We start from the raw sequence: 17,154 nt of genomic DNA on the forward strand, positions 1-17,154 counted from the left end.
GCCCCCCGGCACCCCCTTCTGCGGGGCTGTGCCCCTGCACCCCCTTCTGCGGGGCTGCGCCCCTGCACCCCCTTCTGCGGGGCTGCGCCCCTGCACCCCCTTCTGCGGGGCTGCGCCCCTGCACCCCCTTCCGGGGCGCCGTCTGGTTCGTTGTTGCCCTGTGCCGGGGCTGCGCGCCCCGGCACCCTGAGGCGGGGGCTTCGCCCCCAGCGAGCAGCGTCGGTGGACGTCCCGTCCAGGCATGCCGCGGGCCCGGCCCCTCCCGCCGTGCCGGGGGTGCCGGGCCCGCTGACGCGGTGCGGCCTGTACGGGCCTGCTGCCGCGCGCCGTCAGTAGCCGACGGCGACTGCCAGCCACTCCGGGTCGTTGTGCGAGACGAACGAGGACTGGCCCGCGAAGTCGTCGTAGGGGAAGCCGTACGCCAAGTTGTTGATGCCGTGGTCGTGCCAGAACTTGGCGAAGTAGTTGGCCGGCTTCTCCTTGTAGTACTTGCCGGGGTCGGACCAGTCCGACTCCGGGAGATGCGCCACGTGCCGGTTGACCGCGGAGCACTTGCCGGCCTCCTCGGCAAGCTTTCCGGAGCAGCCCATGATCTCGGCGGTGGACGCGTCGACACCGGCCGACTTGGCGTAGGAGTCGAAGTAGTCCGCGTGCTTGCCGCCCTCCTTGAAGTCGGGGGAGCTGCGGGGCGCGAGGATGCTCTTCTGGTCGGCGTCGGCAAGCCCGTCGAACTCGTCCGGCACCTCGTCCTTGTACTGCGCGAAGGTCTCTTCCCTGCTCTGCTGGAACGTCGCGTAGTCCTCGCCGACCTGCACGTCGTCGCCGTCGTGCGAGTGCAGCCGCATGGCCAGCTTCAGGCCGAAGCCGTCGACGCGCGTGGTGTTGCCGTTGAACACGTCGTCGCCGACGGTGAATTCGATGAAGTCGGTCAACTTGCTGTCGGGCGAGCCGAGATGGAAGGTCATCCGGCCCGCGCTGTTGGCCTTCATGTCCACGGTGGACTGCTCGGCGATGGAGTGCGTCTCGTCGTTGAAGGTCCAGAAGACCTTGTCGTCGGGGTACTTGCCGTTGGTCTTGTTGAGGACCTTCAGCGTCAGCACGTTCTTCGCCGGCGGGATGCTGCCGGTGTCGCCCCAGAAGTCGTCCGGCGGGGGATCTCCCGCCTTGGCCTTTCCGGCGGCGCTCTGCTCGGCCTTGTGTGCCGTGTCGGGGTTCGCCTGCGCGGTCACGGCGAGTCCGCCGGCTGCGACGGCTCCGACAGCCAGTCCTATGGCGAGCCGCTTGCGGGCTGAAATACGAGAAGACACGTGTATTCCAAAGGTGGGGGGTGTGAGACGGCTGAACGCTAGCGCGCCCAACCAGGTCCAGACCACCCGGGAAAGCGGGAAGAACCGCCCAACTCCATTGCCCTCAGCATCCTCTAAGGACTACTTAAGGCCCGCTTGAGGTGCCGAGGCTCTCGTAGAGGTTCCTACGCACAAGACCGTTGCCTACATGGTGAGTTGGTCCGGCTTGGCACCGAGCCGGACGCGGTTCAGCCGGAAGGCGGAGACGAGGAAGAAGAGGCCGCCGAGGAAGGCGTAGCCGGCGAGGTTGACCAGCGTGGGGTGATCGCTGCCGGCCATGGCGAAGAACGAGGCGCCGGCCACGGTGGAGATGGCACCGCTGGCGATCATCGGCCACTGGCCGCCCAGTTCCCTGCGGGCGGCACCCGCGACGAGCTGGACGATTCCGGCGACGACGGCCCAGGTTCCCCACACGCGCAGCACGGCCGGGATGCCGGATGTGGTCGCCGCGACCAAGGCGACGGCGGCCAGTGAGCTGATCGCGATGTTCACGTACAAGGCAGGAGCCGTGGTGGCGTTCGCCTTGGCGGAGCGGACGTCGACGACCGCGGACGCCACGTCGAACAGGGGGTAGATCACCAGGAGCGTCATGCTGAGCGGCCCCAGCGTGCGGGCGGTGGCGAACAGCAGGACGGCCCACACGGCGGCGAACCCGAAGCGCAGGAAGTACAGCTTGCGCAGAGTCACGGGAACGCTGGAGGTAGAGGTGCTCACGAGAGTGTCCATGGGGTTCCTTTTCAGCGGTGGCGTGGTGATGCCCTGATCCATCTCGAATGAGGGAGAACGTTCGGTCTCGCAAGATTGAAAGCGCTCTGTGCGGCCCTTGTCAAGACCGAACGTTCTCCCTCGTGCTTTGGTAGCGTGACGGTATGAGCCGGAGTTCAGAAGGCGGCAGCCCGTCCGCAGCGCGAGCTCGCCTGCTCAATACAGCAACCAAGATCTTCTACGCGGAGGGGATCCACTCCGTCGGCGTCGACCGGATCATCGCGGAGGCGAAGGTGACCCGGGCCACGCTGTACCGGCACTTCAGCGGCAAGGAAGAACTCGTCCTCGCGTACCTCGGTCAGGCCGACCAGGCAATCCGGGGGCAGGTCGCCGACGCCGTGGCGGGCAGCCGGCCGGCGGTCGACAAGGTCCGGGCCGTCGGAAGATCCATCACCGAGGGCATCCAGTCCACCGGTTTCCGCGGCTGTGCCTTTCTCAACGCGGCAGCCGAATACCCCGATCCTGCCAGCCCCGTTCACCAGGCCGTCCTCGCTCACAGGCAGTGGTTCCTGAACACGGTCACGGATCTGCTGGCACAGGCAGGCTACGCACCCGCCGATCCGGCCGCCCGGCACCTCGTCATGCTCAGAGACGGCGCGATGGCAGCCGGCTGCCTCTTCGACTCCAAACTGGTCTCCGAGACCTTCCTGCAAGGCGTGGAGGGAATCCTCCAGTCGCGTCCCGGCTGAGACCGTTTCCTACGTGGGCCCGACGCCCGGCACCGCCAGACTCGCCGTCCTCGCCTACCTCGACCTCTGGCGGCTGCCCGTCACCATCCGCCCCTGAACAGGTCCAGGAGCGCCGGTGCGGGGTCGGCTGTGACGGCGACGTTGGCCGCGGCGACAACGATGACGGCCAGCGACAACAAGGCCGAGACGAGACCGAACGACCTGAACACGCGCCTCGTTCGCCTGTCGGACGCCCCTGTTCTCGCAAATCTCTTCCAGGACACCGCACTTGCTCCGGCAAGGACGATCGCCACGATCGTGGCGGTCACGACCCTCACCACGTGGAATCGGGAGAAGTCGCTGACCATCACCTTGAGGGCAGGCGGAGTTCGGTCGCCGGTGTCCGGGTAGTGGGCCAGGTGCTGCCGTACTTGATCGAGCGTATCGGCGAGCTCCCCGTGGGACGCGTGGACCGGCAGCCATCCCATCAGTGAGGAGAAGGGCACCGTCGCATCCTGGAAGTTGCCCTCTGTCGTCACCAACGCGCACAGCGCGAGCGCCGCGACGACGGCCCCGGCCGAGGCGAGAGCGACCCTGCTTCCGGCTCGGAGGCCGTCGGCCCGCAGAAACGCCTTCCAGAGAAGAACGCCGAGCGCGATGAGCACGATCAGCAAGATCGCAGCGATCACGGCCTTTGCTGCGTGGTAGTAGACCCAGTACTCGATGAGCTTCTTCCAGCCCGGGGAGAGGTTCCGGTCGCCGGAACTCCAGTAGTCGACGAACGCCTCGGAGAGGCTGTCGATGAAGGTGCGCTGATCGTCGTAGCCGGTGCCCGACATGCTCGCCGCCAGAGGGCGGGGCACGAAGTTGAAGGCAGCGACGAGGGCCACGGCGAGAGCGACGAGCAGAGCGAGTGCGCGACCGGAGGTACCCGCGGATCGAGATCGTCCGCGCGTGCTGGTGGCCCGTGACGTTGCTGACATGCCGACGACCATTTCGTACCGGGGCCCGCCGGTCACTGGGGTCTGCCACCCGCTCGGGGTACGGCAGACCCCACCCCGGCCATGATCCGCCGGACAGGCCCCCGGCCGCGAGCCCGTGCGGGGCTGGTGCCGGTCGCCAACAGCTGCCCGCCCCTCCCGCCGCCGCGGTGACGGGGGTCCACCCACACCCGGCCGCGCATCCAGCGCCCCGCGCACCAGACCCGACCCCGCTGCCGCCCCCCCCGGCGCTCCGGCACCCCGAGCGCGGGCCAAGCCCCGGGCCCCCGGGGTCCAGGGCGCCGCCCCGGGCCTGCCCCGGACCGTGCCGGCGCGAGCGTCAACTCGCTGGAGGGAGCCGGGACTTCGGGTCGTGGGCCGCGGGCGGCCCCGGCGGCGGCCCGCAGGCCCCCGGGGCGGTGGGAATCCCGTGCGAAGCCGCGTCGCCCTTGCGGTACCCTGACCGCATGCGTGCCGTACGCCTTCTGCTTAGCCGGCCGCGCTGATCAGTCCCGGCCCCCGCGTCAGACGACCGAGGGGACCGGAATCGGCGCGGCGTCCCCTCCTGTGCGAGGGGATTTTTCATTTGTGCTCGGCAGGGACGACCGATGGAGCTTTGAGACGATGACCGAGACGACGACCGGCGCGGAGAGCACCGCGCCCCATCGCTACACGGCGGCTCTGGCCGCCGACATCGAGGCGCGCTGGCAGGACTTCTGGGAGAAGCAGGGCACGTACGAGGCGCCGAACCCCGGGGACGGCGACCTGGCGGGCGACCCCGAGACGGCCGCGAAGCCCAAGAAGTTCATCATGGACATGTTTCCCTACCCCTCGGGCGCGGGCCTGCACGTGGGGCACCCGCTGGGATACATCGCCACCGACGCCTTCGCCCGCTTCCAGCGGATGACGGGGCACAACGTCCTGCACACGCTGGGCTTCGACGCCTTCGGCCTGCCCGCGGAGCAGTACGCGGTGCAGACCGGCACGCACCCGCGGACCTCGACCGAGGCCAACATCGTCCAGATGAAGGCGCAGCTGCGCCGCCTGGGCCTGGGCCACGACCAGCGCCGCGCCTTCGCGACGATCGACCCCGAGTACTACAAGTGGACCCAGTGGATCTTCCTCCAGATCTTCAACTCCTGGTACGACACGGAGGCCGACAGGGCCCGTCCGATCGACGAACTGGTCGAGGAGTTCGCGTCCGGGAAGCGTGAGACGCCCGGCGGATTCGGGCGCTGGGACGAGCTGAACGATGTGCAGCGGGCCGAGGTCCTGGGCGAGTACCGGCTGGCGTACGCGTCCGACGCCCCCGTCAACTGGTGCCCCGGGCTGGGCACCGTGCTGGCGAACGAGGAGGTCACGGCGGAGGGCCGCTCGGAGCGCGGCAACTACCCCGTGTTCAAGGCGCAGTTGCGCCAGTGGAACATGCGCATCACCGCATACGCGGACCGCCTGCTGACCGACCTGGACGGCCTGGACTGGCCCGAGGCGATCAAGTTGCAGCAGCGCAACTGGATCGGCCGGAGCGAGGGCGCCCGCATCGACTTCCCGCTGGGCGACAGCAAGATCGAGGTCTTCACCACGCGCCAGGACACCCTGTTCGGGGCGACGTACATGGTGCTGGCGCCCGAGCACCCGCTGGTCGACAGCGTCGTCCCGGTGGAGTGGCCCGAAGGCACCCACGAGGTGTGGACGGGCGGTCACGCCGACCCGGCGGCCGCCGTCGCCGCCTACCGCGCGCAGGCCGCCGCCAAGTCGGACGTCGAGCGGCAGGCCGAGGCCAAGGACAAGACCGGCGTCTTCACCGGCGCGTTCGCGACGAATCCGGTCAACGGCGAGCGGATCCCGGTCTTCATCGCCGACTACGTGCTGATGGGCTACGGCACCGGCGCGATCATGGCCGTCCCGGCGCACGACCACCGCGACTTCGCCTTCGCGCGCGCCTTCGAGCTGCCGATGCGCTGCGTCGTGGAGCCCACCGACGGCCGCGGCACGGACACCGGCCGGTGGGACGAGGCGTTCGTCTCGTACGACGCGACGATCGTCAACTCCGCGTCGGACGGCGTCAGTCTGGACGGCCTGGAGGTCGCCCCCGCCAAGGCGCGGATGACCGAATGGCTGGAGCGCGAGGGCATCGGCGCCGGAACGGTCAACTACCGTCTGCGCGACTGGCTGTTCAGCCGTCAGCGCTACTGGGGCGAGCCCTTCCCGATCCTGTACGACGAGGAGGGCGTCGCGCACTCGCTGCCCGAGTCGATGCTGCCGCTGCAACTGCCCGAGGTCGACGACTACTCGCCGCGGATCTTCGAGCCGGACGACGCCGACACCGTCCCCGAGACGCCGCTGTCGCGCAACGAGGAGTGGGTCCACGTCACCCTGGACCTGGGCGACGGCAAGGGCCCGCGGCGCTTCCGCCGCGAGACCAACACCATGCCCAACTGGGCCGGTTCGTGCTGGTACGAGCTGCGGTATCTGGACCCGCACAACAGCGAGCGCCTGGTCGACCCCGAGGTCGAGCGCTACTGGATGGGCCCCCGCGAGGGCATGCCGCACGGCGGCGTGGACCTGTACGTCGGCGGCGCCGAACACGCCGTCCTGCACCTGCTGTACGCGCGGTTCTGGTCGAAGGTGCTGTACGACCTGGGGCACGTCTCCTCGGCCGAGCCGTTCCACAAGCTGTACAACCAGGGCATGATCCAGGCGTACGTCTACCGCGACAGCCGGGGCATCGCCGTACCGGCGGCGGAGGTCGAGGAGTCCGGCAGCGCGTACTTCCACAACGGCGAGCAGGTCAGCCGGCTGCTGGGGAAGATGGGCAAGTCCCTGAAGAACGCCGTCACTCCGGACGAGATCTGCGCGGAGTACGGCGCGGACACGCTGCGCCTGTACGAGATGGCGATGGGCCCGCTGGACGTCTCGCGGCCGTGGGACACGCGTGCGGTCGTCGGCCAGTACCGGCTGCTGCAACGCGTGTGGCGCAACGTGGTCGACGAGACGACCGGCGAGGTCACCGTCACCGGCACGGAGCCGGACGAGGAGACGCTGCGCGCGCTGCACAAGGCGGTCGACGGAGTCACGCAGGACATGGAGGCGCTGCGCTTCAACACCGCAATCGCCAAGATCACCGAGCTGAACAACCACGTCACCAAGGCGCGTGAGGTGCCGCGCTCGGTGGCCGAGACGCTGCTGCTGCTGATCGCTCCGCTGGCACCGCACGTCGCGGAGGAGCTGTGGCGGAAGCTGGGCCACGAAGAGAGCATCGTGTACGAGGAGTTCCCCGTCGCCGACCCCGCGTATCTGGTCGACGAGACCGTGACGTGCGTGGTCCAGGTGAAGGGCAAGGTCAGGGCGCGGCTGGAGGTCTCCCCGTCGATCTCCGAGGCCGACCTGGAGGCGCGGGCCCTGGCCGAGCCGGCGATCGTGGGCGCGCTGGGCGGCGCGGGCATCCGGAAGGTGATCGTGCGGGCGCCGAAGCTGGTGAACGTCGTACCGGGCTGAGGCAGTTCGGCGCTGAGGCCTTTCGGGGCTGAGGCCGTTCGGCTGCGGTGGGGGCCCGCGTGCGGCCCTCGCCGCGGACCGCGCACACGGTCCTCCCTGACCCGTTCCCCTACGGGGCGGGTGAGGGGAGGGTCCGGGCTCCGCGGAACGCCTGGCGCCGCAGGTCCGTTTAGGCTGGAGACAGACGGTCTGTGGCGGCGGACGGAGGAGCTTGCTCGTGGAATTCGTCATCGGCGTGCTGGCGCTGCTCTTCGTACTGTTCGTGGCCTTCGGCGTCATCGTCACGGTGCGTGTGGTGCGGGCCGTGCAGCGCGGTGTCGAACGTACGGGCACGCAGGTGCGCCGCACGGTCGAGGAGACGGCGCTGCGGGCCAAGAGCGCACAGCCCGGCCAGGCCGGTGAGCTGGCCCGCAAGCGGCTGGAACTGCGCTCGTCCATCGAAGGCACGCGCCGCGCCCTGGAGTCCGACGTCACCCGCGACCCCTCCCTTCAGGAGGCGCTCGGGCTGCTCGACCGTCTCCACGACCACGCCCGCCAGCTCGACGTCGAGATGCGGCACCTGATGGAGCGCGAGCCGGACAAGGCGCGCACCGCGGCCCGCATGCCCGAGGTGCGCGAGCGCGTCGCACGGATCAAGGAGTCGGCGGACTCGCTGCGCTTCGCGGCGCAGGACCGCGCCAGCCGGCACGACGCGGAGAGTCTGGGTGCGCTCCGCGAACAGATCGAGATCGAGTCGGGCGCGCTGCGCCACTGGCACAGTGAGCCGCCGGGCGCCGGCGAGCAGGTCGAGGGAGCCGTGCACCGGGACCGCGGCCGGGTGTCCGGCGAGGTGTCCGGCGACGTGCCTCCCGGCATCGAGAAGGGCCGTCCGCAGAACGCTTCGTGAGACGGCGGTAGCCTCCCTTCATGTCCCGCACCACCTCCCGCCAGGTCGCGATCGTCACGGACTCCACGGCCTACCTTCCGTCGTCGGCTCTGGCACAGCACCGGATCGACGTCGTCCCGCTGACAGTGGTGCTCGGAGACAGGGCACTGGAGGAGGGCTCCGGGATCTCGGCGCGCTCGCTCGCCGACGCGTTGCGCGAGCGGCGCCCGGTGACCACCTCCCGGCCGAGCCCGGCCGTCTTCGCCGAGCGGTACCGCGCGGCGGCGGAGGCCGGCGCGGAGGGCGTCGTGTCGCTGCACCTGTCCAGCGAGATCTCCGGGACGTACGACGCGGCGGTGCTCGCAGCGCGCGACGCTCCCGTACCGGTACGGGTCGTGGACAGCGGTCTGGTGGCCATGGCCCTGGGCTTCTGTGCCCTGGAGGCGGCCCGCACAGCCGCCGGGGGCGCCTCACTGGAAGAGGTGGTGGCGGCCGCGGAGAAGCGCGCCGAAGGGATCTCCGCCTACTTCTACGTCGACACCCTCGACTATCTGCGGCGCGGCGGCCGGATCGGTGCCGCGCAGAAGCTCTTCGGCTCGGCGCTGGCGGTGAAGCCGCTGCTGGAGCTGGTGGACGGGCGGATCGCGATGCTGGAGAAGGTGCGTACGGCGTCCAAGGCGATCGCACGGCTCGAAGAGATCGTGGTGGAGCGGGCGGGCGACGCGAACGTCGACATCGCGGTGCACCATCTCGCGGCGCAGGAGCGCGCCGACCAGCTCGCCGGGCATCTGCGCGAACGGGTGCCGCGGCTGGGGGAGTTGCATGTGAGCGAGGTGGGCGCGGTGATCGGGGCGCACACCGGGCCGGGGCTGCTGGGCACGGTCGTGTCGCTGAAGTGAGTGACGGCGGTATCCACAACTGCCTGGTTGTCCACGGGAATTAAGCAAGATCAGATGGGGTGGCCGATCGTTCGTACCGTCGGTCGGCATGAGCACCCGATCTCGTCTCGTCTCCCGTCAACGTGCCGGAGGACAGCACCGCGGGGGCGCTGCCCGCGGGGATGCCGGGCACCGTCTGCGCCGCGCTGACCGGCGGCGCCCAGGTGACCTGCGGCGCCCCGGTGGGGGCTCCGGCGGTGGGTCCCGTTCCCCCTCGTCTGCCTCGTCTCGGTCTTCCTCCCCGTCTTCTCCGTCCTCTCCGTCCGATTCCCGGGAGCGCTTCCGTTCCCGTTCACGGTCGCGGTCTCCATCTCGCTCCAGGCTCCGCTCCGACGCTCACGCGGAGGGGCCGCCGTGTCCGCTGGGGGAGCGCGCGGCGGTGCTGCTCGGTGAGGACGGCGGCGACGGGTCGCGGACGACATCTGTGGTACGGGGGCCGGGCGGCGGCACGGGCCTCGATCCTCCGGTGTCCGGTGGTGGCGGCTCCGGTGCGGGCGTGCTGCCGCGTGCCGCGGCCATGGCCAGCGCGCGGGAGGCCGTGCGTCGCGGCCGTGCGCGGCGTGCGGCGATGCGGACTCAGGGCGCTCCGGCTCCGACTGCCGTGGCCGCGCGGGGTGCCGGGCCTCCCGACGGGGCCGCTCAGGGGCACACACGCGCGGCGGATGCGGACGGGCCATCGCCGGGGCGAGGGGAGCGGACGCGGCTGGCTCTGCGTGAACGGCTCCCCCTGTGGGTGCAGTTGCGCTGCGGGATCGAGCCGAGAACCTTGCTCGCGCTCGCCGTGGTGCTCGTCGTCGCTCTCGGATTCGCCGTCCATCACTTCTGGGCCGGACGTCCCGAGGCGGTACGGGCACCGGCGGCCCAGCCCGCTCCCGGAGCCGCCAGGGCCGAGGACGCGGGCGCCGGGCGTGCGGCAGCTGATGGGAGGGGCTCCGTTCAACTGCCGGGCAGGCGGCTGGTGGTGGACGTCGGCGGCAAGGTGCACAGGCCCGGCATCTACAGGCTGCCGAGCGGGGCACGGGTCGCCGACGCGCTGAAGGCGGCCGGTGGTGTCCGTCCGGGCACGGACCTCAGTGGGCTCAACCGGGCACGTCGCATCGTCGACGGCGAGCAGATCGTCGCGGGCGGCGCACCGTCCGCCGGAAGCGCCGCCGCGCCGGGAGCGGGCGGCGGCGGTCCGGGCGCGGATCCGGGCGGCGCGGCTTCGGGAGGGCTGGTGAGCCTGAGTTCGGCGCCCGCGGAACAGCTGGAGACGCTCCCGGGTGTCGGCCCGGTCCTCGCGCGGCACATCGTGGAGTACCGGGAGGAGCACGGCGGCTTCACCTCCGTCGGCCAGCTGCAGGAGGTCGACGGCATCGGTGACCGCCGCTTCGCCGATATCGAACCGAAGGTGACGCCGTGAGCGGCGGCCGGTCCGCGGTCGGCGCGCCCGCCGAGGGCGCGTCCGTGCGGGGTGCTGCCTCCGGGGCGGGTGACGCCGCGGTCCGGATGCGAGCGATTCGGTCCGGCGGCAGGTGGGTGGCGGATGCGCGGCGAGACGAGGCCGCGGACCTGCGGCTGGTTCCGCCCGCGCTCGCCGCATGGGCAGCCGCGGCGCTGGCGCTGGGCGTCTCGGGGCGGGCGGCCTCGATGGGGGTCGCGGCATGCGTGCTGGGCGCTGTGCTGCTGCTCGCACGTGCGGGTGGCGGCCGACTGCGAGGGGATGCGGCGGCTGCGGCAACCGGCGCACATCCGTTCCGTGCTCATCCGCTCCGGGCGCATCGGGACCGTGCACGTCGGGACCGTGCACATCGGCACGCCGGCGGTCTCGGCTTCGGGTTACGCGGGGACGAGCGGGGGCGAGCCTTGGCAGGCAACTCCGCGCGGGATGCGGGGCGTTCGGGCCGGCGCCGTTCGATGCTGCTCCCTGCTGCCGCGGCGCTGCTGTGTGCGGCCGCGGCGGGCGGTGCCGCGGCCCTGCACGCGGCCGATCTGCGCCGCGGACCGCTGCCGCGACTCGCCGGTCAACACACCACTGCCATCGTGGACTTGACCGTCACGAGCGATCCGCACCGCATCCGGCCACGGGTGCGTGGCGCACAGCGGACGCCTGGGGCGCTGCTGTTCCGTGCCGAGGCCACCCACGTCACGACGCGGGGTTCCGCGTCGCCAGGCGCCGGATCGTCCGGCCCGGTCGACGCCGCCGTACGCACGCCGGTGCTGGTGATCGTTCAGTCGCGGGACGGGCCGCCGCCCGCCCGATGGCACCGGCTGCTGCCCTCGACCGGCCTGAGAGCCCCGGCACGGCTCGCGACTCCCCTCGATACGGGCCGCGTGCAGGACGTCGCAGCGGTCGTCCGGCTGCGGGCGGACGGTCCGCCACCCGTGGTCCGGGGCCCGACGGCCTTGCAGCGCACCGCGGGGGACCTGCGCGCGGGGCTGCGAGAGGCGGCCGAGGGTCTCGACGGAGACGCGCGCGGTCTGCTGCCGGGGCTGGTCGTGGGGGACACCTCGCGGCTGCGGCCCGATCTCGAACAGGCCTTCCGCGCCACGGACATGACGCATCTGCTGGCGGTCAGTGGTGCGAACCTCACGATCATCCTGGCGGTGCTCATCGGGCCGCCGGGCACCGCCCATCTCGCCGAACGGCGCGGTCTCGCCCGGCGTCTGGGCATCCCGTTGCGCGGCACGGCCTGCCTCGGGGCGCTGATGACGCTCGCGTTCGTCGTCGTGTGCCGTCCCGAGCCGAGCGTCATACGGGCGGCGGCCTGCGGGTTGATCACGCTGCTGGCCCTTCTCACCGGGCGGCGGCGCTCGCTGCTGCCCGCGCTCGCCGCCGCCGTGCTGCTGCTCGTGCTCCACGACCCGTGGCTGGCCGTCGACTTCGGCTTTCTGCTGTCGGTGCTGGCGACGGGTGCGCTGCTCACCCTGGCGCCGCGCTGGAGCGCGGCCTTGCGCCGCAGAGGTGTCAACGGCCGTCTGGCGGAGGCGCTGGCCGTGGCCGCCGCCGCGCAGTTCGCGTGTGCGCCGGTGGTGGCCGTGCTGGCGTCGCACGTCAGCCTCGTCGCCGTTCCGTGCAATCTGCTGGCGGAGTTCGCGGTCGCTCCCGCCACGGTGCTGGGCTTCGCGGCTCTGGCCACCGCGCCGTTCGCGATGCCGGTCGCCAAGTCCGCGGCATGGCTGGCCGGTTGGCCGGCCGAGGGCATCGCGGCCCTCGCGCGCACCGGAGCCGGGCTGCCCGGAGCGGAGATCGGCTGGCCCGGCGGGTGGAGCGGCGCGCTGCTGCTCGCGGCGCTGTCCGCTGTCGCGCTGCTGCTGGGGAGAAGCACACGGGTGCCCGCCCTGCTGGCGCATCCCTGGCTGTGCGCGGCGTGCGTGCTGCTTCTGCTGCTCGCGGTGGTCCGGCCGGTGCCGCTCGTCCGTCCGCTCACCGGCTGGCCGCCGCCCGGGTGGCGACTCGTGGCCTGCGACGTCGGGCAGGGCGATGCGCTGGCGCTCGCCACGGGCAGGGCGCACACGGCCGTCGTCGTCGACACGGGTCCGGACCCGGCGGCGGTCGACCGGTGCCTGCGTGAGCTCGGCGTCTCCTCCGTGCCGCTGCTCGTACTGACGCACTTCCACGCCGACCATGTCGACGGTCTGCCGGGCGTGCTGAAGGGCCGGAGCGTCGGTGCGATCCAGACCACGGGGCTCGAACAGCCGCCGGGGCAGGCGGAGTTCGTCCGGCGGACGGCTCGCCGGGCAGGGGTCCCCGTCATCGGCTCGACGGCGGGCGAGCGGCGGCACGTGGGAGAGCTGTCCTGGCAGGCGCTGTGGCCGGAGCCGCCCGGGGCGGCTCCGAGCGGGCGGCAGCCGGACGGTGCCAACGACGCGAGCATCACGCTTCTCTTCCGCAGCGGCGGCATGACCCTGCTGCTGCCCGGAGACCTCGAACCGGCCGCCCAGAGCGCCCTGTCGACCGCCTATCCGGCGCTGTCCTCCGTCGACGTGCTCAAGGTCGCGCACCATGGTTCGGCGTTCCAGGACGCGGGGCTGCTGGCCCGGCTCCGTCCGCGCATCGCCCTGATCAGCTGTGGGGCGGGCAATCCCTACGGGCATCCGTCGCCGCGTACGGTCAGTGCGCTCCGGGCGGCGGGCGCCCTGGTCCGCCGCACCGACCGCAACGGCTCGCTGGCGGTGACGGGTTCGAGGACACACGACGGAAGGGCGGGCCCCGGAACGGCGGGAGGGGCTCCGTCCGTCGTCAGCGAACGGGAGGAACGGGAGGAACGGGAGGAACCCGAGGCGCCGGGGCCGGCGACCGGGCCCGAGCGGGGCGAGCCTCCGTGAGGGCGTCCAGCGGTCCATACGTCCGGCGGCCCCGTGGGCGGCCGGCCGCCCACGGGCAGGCTGCTCGGAGAGCGGGCTGGCCCGTCCCTCAGTCCCACTCGAGCCAGCCGTCGTGCTCCCCGGCCAGCGTGTCCAGCTGACGCCGCTCGTAGCGCGCGTCCGGGTCCTCGACGACGACCAGCCACTGGGCGTCCTCGGCGTCGTCCTCACCGGCGAGCGTTTCCCGTACCAGCTGCGGCTCCTCGTGCGGGCCAGCGAAGCGCCGCGTCAGCTCCTCGGCGACCTCTTCGGCGGCGTCGCGGTCGGGCAGCACCAGGATGTGTCGTACGTCCGTCACACCGGCATTCTGCGCACCGGCAGGAGAGACGGGGCAGGCAGGGGTGTCGGTGGCGCGTGGGATGCTGGTCGGCGATGGCTGGTACACGGAAGAAGACGACGGACGACCCGCTGGCTCCCGTCACCCTCGCGGTGGGGCAGGAGGAGCTGCTGCTGGAGCGGGCGGTGCGGGAGGTCGTCGCCGCCGCGCGCGAGTCCGACGCGGACACCGACGTGCGCGAGCTCGCCGCCGCGGATCTCCAGCCGGGGACGCTGGCGGAGCTGACCAGCCCCTCGCTCTTCGCCGAGCGCAAGGTCGTCGCCGTGCACAACTCCCATGATCTTTCGGCAGAGTCGGTCAAGGACGTGAAGGCCTATCTCGGGGCTCCCGCCGAAGAGATCACGCTCGTCCTGCTGCACGCGGGCGGCGCCAAGGGCAAGGGCCTGCTGGACGCCGCGCGCAAGGCAGGCGCGCGCGAGGTGGCCTGCGCGAAGCTGACCAAGCCCGCCGACCGGCTCGCGTTCGTACGGGGCGAGTTCCGCGGGCTCGGCCGGTCGGCCACGCCCGAGGCGGCACAGGCCCTCGTCGACGCGGTCGGCAGCGATCTGCGCGAGCTGTCCTCCGCCTGCAACCAGCTCGTCGCGGATATCGAGGGCACGATCGACGAGGCCGTGGTGGCGCGCTACTACACGGGCCGGGCCGAGGCCTCGGGCTTCACCGTCGCCGACCGCGCGGTGGAGGGCCGCGCGGCCGAGGCGTTGGAGACGCTGCGCTGGGCCATGGCGACGGGCGTCGCTCCCGTGCTGATCACCAGCGCGCTGGCGCAGGGCGTACGGGGCATCGGCAAGCTCGCCTCCGCGCCCCGCGGCATGCGTCCCGGAGACCTCGCCCGCGAACTCGGCATGCCGCCATGGAAGATCGACAGGATCCGGCAGCAGATGCGTGGCTGGTCGGCGGACGGCGTCTCGACGGCACTGCGTGCGGTGGCGGCGGCCGACGACGCGGTGAAGGGCGCCGGCGACGACCCGGAGTACGCGCTGGAGCAGGCGGTGATCGCGGTCGCCAGGGCGGCCCGCTCCCGCTGAGGCGCTTCGTATCTCCGCGGGGTGCCTTCGGGCCTGCGGCGCGGGGTACGAGCGGCGAGCCGCCGCGGGTCCGCGCCGGGCCGCGTCCAACCCCGCAGCCCGGGGGCCGCGAGCGTCGCGAGCCTCGCGGGCCTCGGCGCGGCGACGCGGGCCCACTGGCCCGCGGGCACCGGGCACCAGCCAGGAACCGCGAACCCCGCAGGCCCGGCCTGAGCCTTCTGCCTCGCGAGCCCGCAGCGCACATCATGAACCGCGAGCCTCGCAACCCCTGCGCGACGCGCGGGCCTACGTGGCCGCGGCGGAGCTGCTCGCCGCGTACTCGACCGGCCCCGCCGGATCCGCAGGGCCTCGCCGGCCGGAGCGCGATTCCCCGCTCAACTCCCTTAGAGCCCCTCTCATTTGGCCGGCGGTTGCCGACGGTCTGCCTCCGTGGGGCTCGTGGAGCGCATGGTGCCGGATGGGTTATGGGAACCGTTCCAGCGCGTGGTGCCTTCTCAAGCCGCGCGGCGACAAGGGGTACGGCTACGGCTCCCGCGGCGTTGGTTACGCGGCCGCGGCATCGCCCACCGCATCACCCCACCGCATCGCCCGGAAAGGTATCGAGACCTCCCAGCGACCGGGCCGTCACCGCTGCACCTCAGCAGGTGGTGATCACCGAGGATCCGGCCAACCCGTAGCGTCTCCGACCACCGCCGTCCTGACCCGGGAATGCGGGGGCTGGCCCCACCCGGCGATTCCGGTTAGCCGTATTCAGTCGGGTGGACAGCCCCGTCGTGGCGACGCCGATGTGATCCGTACGGTTCCGGGGTGCCAACCGGGAAACCGCCTGGTCGGCGTGACCGTATGGGGAGCATTGATGCGAGCGCGAAAGCGGGTTTTGGCCGGGGCGACGGGTCCCCTGCGTCGACACCACCGTCGACCGCTACCTCCTCGACGGCGACCTGCCCGCCAAGGACGTCACCTGCACCAAGGACAAGCCCTCCCCCCCCACAAGAAGGCCGACGGAAACTGACCGCCGTTCACGGGGACGGTTCGGGGTTCGGACTGGCTCTGTCTGCGCGAGCGTGCCGCACACTTGGTCGGTGTCGGCGGAAGAAGGAGGCCGACAGCCGTGCACATCGCCCGCTGGTCACCGCTCAACAAGCGGGCTCTGATGGAGCTCGGCTATGTGCTGTTGGCGCTTCCGATCGCCGTGCTGGGCTTCGCGTACGCCTGCGTCACAACCCTTGCAGGCGTCCCCCTGAGCCTCATCACCATCGGACTGCCGTGGCTCGTCACCGTATTGAGAGGGGCCCGGGGGCTGGGAAGCCTTCACCGGGGACTGGTCCGCCTGCTCGGCGTCGCGGTAACGACCCCCGAGCGCGTACGGCGGGCGCCAGGAGTCCTCGGGTGGATCCGGTCGGGGCTGAGTGACGCCGTCGGCTGGCGGACGCTGGCGTACCTGTTCCTGAAAGGCCCTCTCGGCGTGGCCGAGGCCGCGGTTGTGCTGCTGACGTGGGGAAGCGGCATCGCCCATCTGTGCTATCCGCTGTGGTGGCGGGCCGTATGGCCGTCGACCACCGACGTCGGCTTGTCCATTCCGACGCTGAACGGAGAGCTCTACTTCGACACTTGGCCTCGCGCGTTCCTCGCCTCCGCGATGGGGGCGGTGCTCCTGCTGGCAGCGCCGTGGGTGCTCCGTGGCGTGCTCCTCGTGGACACGGCCCTGCTGCGGTATCTCCTCGGCCCGACCGCCTCCGCGCGGCGCATCCAGCATCTGGAGGAGACCCGGGCGCACGCCGTGGAGGATTCGGCCCAACGGCTCCGCAGGATCGAGCAGGACCTGCACGACGGCGCCCAGGTCCGTCTCGTCACGCTGGCCATGCACCTGGGCGCGGCCAAGGACAGACTCGCCGTACTGCCCACGGCCGATCCGGCGCTGAGTGGGTTCATCAGCGGGGCCCATCAGAACGCCAAGGACGCGCTCGTCGAGCTTCGCAGCCTCGTGCGCGGCATCCACCCCCCGATCCTGGACAAAGGCCTCGACGCGGCGCTGGCCACGCTCGCCGCGTCCGGCTCCGTGCCCGTACGCCTGCGGGTGGCGCTCCCGGAGCGGTGCTCGCCCGCGATCGAGACCATTGCCTACTTCTGTACGGCCGAGCTGCTGGCCAACGTGGCGAAACACAGCCAGGCACGGCAGGCCGACGTGACGGTGACCGAGGATCGCGGGCTGCTCCGGATCGTGGTCCGCGACGACGGCGCCGGGGGCGCCCGCATCGGGGCGGGCGGCGGCCTGGCCGGCCTGGCAGAACGCCTGGGCACCGTCGACGGGCGGCTGGTGATCGACAGCCCTCACGGAGGACCTACGGTTGTGACCGCCGAACTCCCTCTACACGTGTGAGCCGC

General features: G+C 71.9%; 12 protein-coding genes and 1 pseudogene. 9 read left to right on the plus strand and 4 right to left on the minus strand.

Annotation, left to right across the window (positions count from 1 at the left end):
• Positions 1 to 329 precede the first annotated feature (329 nt).
• Entirely contained in the window at positions 330 to 1,307 is a 978-nt protein-coding gene (locus tag QQM67_RS04410) for a glycoside hydrolase family 64 protein (RefSeq protein WP_314172252.1), read from the minus strand.
• 183 nt (positions 1,308 to 1,490) lie between these two features.
• Positions 1,491 to 2,072 carry a hypothetical protein gene (locus QQM67_RS04415; protein WP_314172253.1) on the minus strand — a complete coding sequence of 194 codons (582 nt, stop codon included), beginning with the start codon at positions 2,070 to 2,072 and terminating at the stop codon, positions 1,491 to 1,493.
• A gap of 143 nt (positions 2,073 to 2,215) precedes the next feature.
• Here QQM67_RS04415 and QQM67_RS04420 point away from each other — a divergent pair, with 143 nt between their 5' ends.
• On the plus strand, positions 2,216 to 2,800 hold the full coding sequence (locus tag QQM67_RS04420; protein WP_314172254.1) for a TetR/AcrR family transcriptional regulator: 585 nt from the start codon (positions 2,216 to 2,218) through the stop codon (positions 2,798 to 2,800).
• An 80-nt stretch (positions 2,801 to 2,880) separates the two neighbouring features.
• Here the strand turns inward: QQM67_RS04420 and QQM67_RS04425 are convergent, their stop codons facing one another.
• A complete protein-coding gene (locus QQM67_RS04425; protein WP_314172255.1) occupies positions 2,881 to 3,669 on the minus strand; it encodes a hypothetical protein in 789 nt (262 codons plus the stop codon).
• A gap of 714 nt (positions 3,670 to 4,383) precedes the next feature.
• Between QQM67_RS04425 and leuS the strand changes: the two genes are divergently transcribed.
• The 5 genes from leuS (at position 4,384) to QQM67_RS04450 (ending at position 13,368) form a co-directional block, all read left to right on the plus strand.
• A complete protein-coding gene (leuS, locus tag QQM67_RS04430) occupies positions 4,384 to 7,257 on the plus strand; it encodes a leucine--tRNA ligase (RefSeq protein ID WP_314172256.1) in 2,874 nt (957 codons plus the stop codon).
• Positions 7,258 to 7,474: 217 nt separating this feature from the next.
• Positions 7,475 to 8,143: a hypothetical protein gene (locus QQM67_RS04435; protein ID WP_314172257.1), complete on the plus strand. Its 669-nt coding sequence runs from the start codon at positions 7,475 to 7,477 to the stop codon at positions 8,141 to 8,143.
• A 20-nt stretch (positions 8,144 to 8,163) separates the two neighbouring features.
• On the plus strand, positions 8,164 to 9,021 hold the full coding sequence (locus tag QQM67_RS04440) for a DegV family protein (RefSeq protein WP_314172258.1): 858 nt from the start codon (positions 8,164 to 8,166) through the stop codon (positions 9,019 to 9,021).
• A 418-nt stretch (positions 9,022 to 9,439) separates the two neighbouring features.
• Positions 9,440 to 10,462 (plus strand): ComEA family DNA-binding protein, encoded by a 1,023-nt coding sequence (locus QQM67_RS04445; RefSeq protein ID WP_314172259.1) that lies wholly within the window; start codon positions 9,440 to 9,442, stop codon positions 10,460 to 10,462.
• A 494-nt stretch (positions 10,463 to 10,956) separates the two neighbouring features.
• Positions 10,957 to 13,368 carry a ComEC/Rec2 family competence protein gene (locus QQM67_RS04450; protein WP_314172260.1) on the plus strand — a complete coding sequence of 804 codons (2,412 nt, stop codon included), beginning with the start codon at positions 10,957 to 10,959 and terminating at the stop codon, positions 13,366 to 13,368.
• Between the two features lie 88 nt (positions 13,369 to 13,456).
• Here QQM67_RS04450 and QQM67_RS04455 read toward each other — a convergent pair whose 3' ends face one another.
• A complete protein-coding gene (locus QQM67_RS04455; RefSeq protein ID WP_314172261.1) occupies positions 13,457 to 13,705 on the minus strand; it encodes a hypothetical protein in 249 nt (82 codons plus the stop codon).
• Positions 13,706 to 13,779: 74 nt separating this feature from the next.
• On the opposite strand from QQM67_RS04455, the gene holA reads away from it, so the two are divergent.
• The 3 genes and pseudogenes from holA (at position 13,780) to QQM67_RS04465 (ending at position 17,149) form a co-directional block, all read left to right on the plus strand.
• Positions 13,780 to 14,769: a DNA polymerase III subunit delta gene (gene holA, locus QQM67_RS04460; protein ID WP_314172262.1), complete on the plus strand. Its 990-nt coding sequence runs from the start codon at positions 13,780 to 13,782 to the stop codon at positions 14,767 to 14,769.
• A gap of 902 nt (positions 14,770 to 15,671) precedes the next feature.
• Positions 15,672 to 15,923: pseudogene (locus tag QQM67_RS30580) on the plus strand (hypothetical protein); the annotation flags it as partial.
• Positions 15,881 to 17,149, plus strand: coding sequence for a sensor histidine kinase (locus QQM67_RS04465; protein WP_314172263.1), 1,269 nt, complete (start codon positions 15,881 to 15,883; stop codon positions 17,147 to 17,149). The pseudogene QQM67_RS30580 and the gene QQM67_RS04465, both read left to right, overlap by 43 nt.
• Positions 17,150 to 17,154 lie beyond the last annotated feature (5 nt).

The sequence above is a fragment of the Streptomyces winkii genome (assembly GCF_032248595.1).
In the GTDB taxonomy this organism is placed as follows: Bacteria; Actinomycetota; Actinomycetes; order Streptomycetales; family Streptomycetaceae; genus Streptomyces; species Streptomyces winkii.

Coding starts and splice junctions, on each gene's coding strand:
- QQM67_RS04415 (WP_314172253.1), bottom strand. CDS start 2,072: ATGGACACTCTCGTGAGCACCTCTACCTCCAGCGTTCCCGTGACTCTG.
- QQM67_RS04420 (WP_314172254.1), top strand. CDS start 2,216: ATGAGCCGGAGTTCAGAAGGCGGCAGCCCGTCCGCAGCGCGAGCTCGC.
- leuS (WP_314172256.1), top strand. CDS start 4,384: ATGACCGAGACGACGACCGGCGCGGAGAGCACCGCGCCCCATCGCTAC.
- QQM67_RS04440 (WP_314172258.1), top strand. CDS start 8,164: ATGTCCCGCACCACCTCCCGCCAGGTCGCGATCGTCACGGACTCCACG.
- QQM67_RS04450 (WP_314172260.1), top strand. CDS start 10,957: ATGCTGCTCCCTGCTGCCGCGGCGCTGCTGTGTGCGGCCGCGGCGGGC.
- holA (WP_314172262.1), top strand. CDS start 13,780: ATGGCTGGTACACGGAAGAAGACGACGGACGACCCGCTGGCTCCCGTC.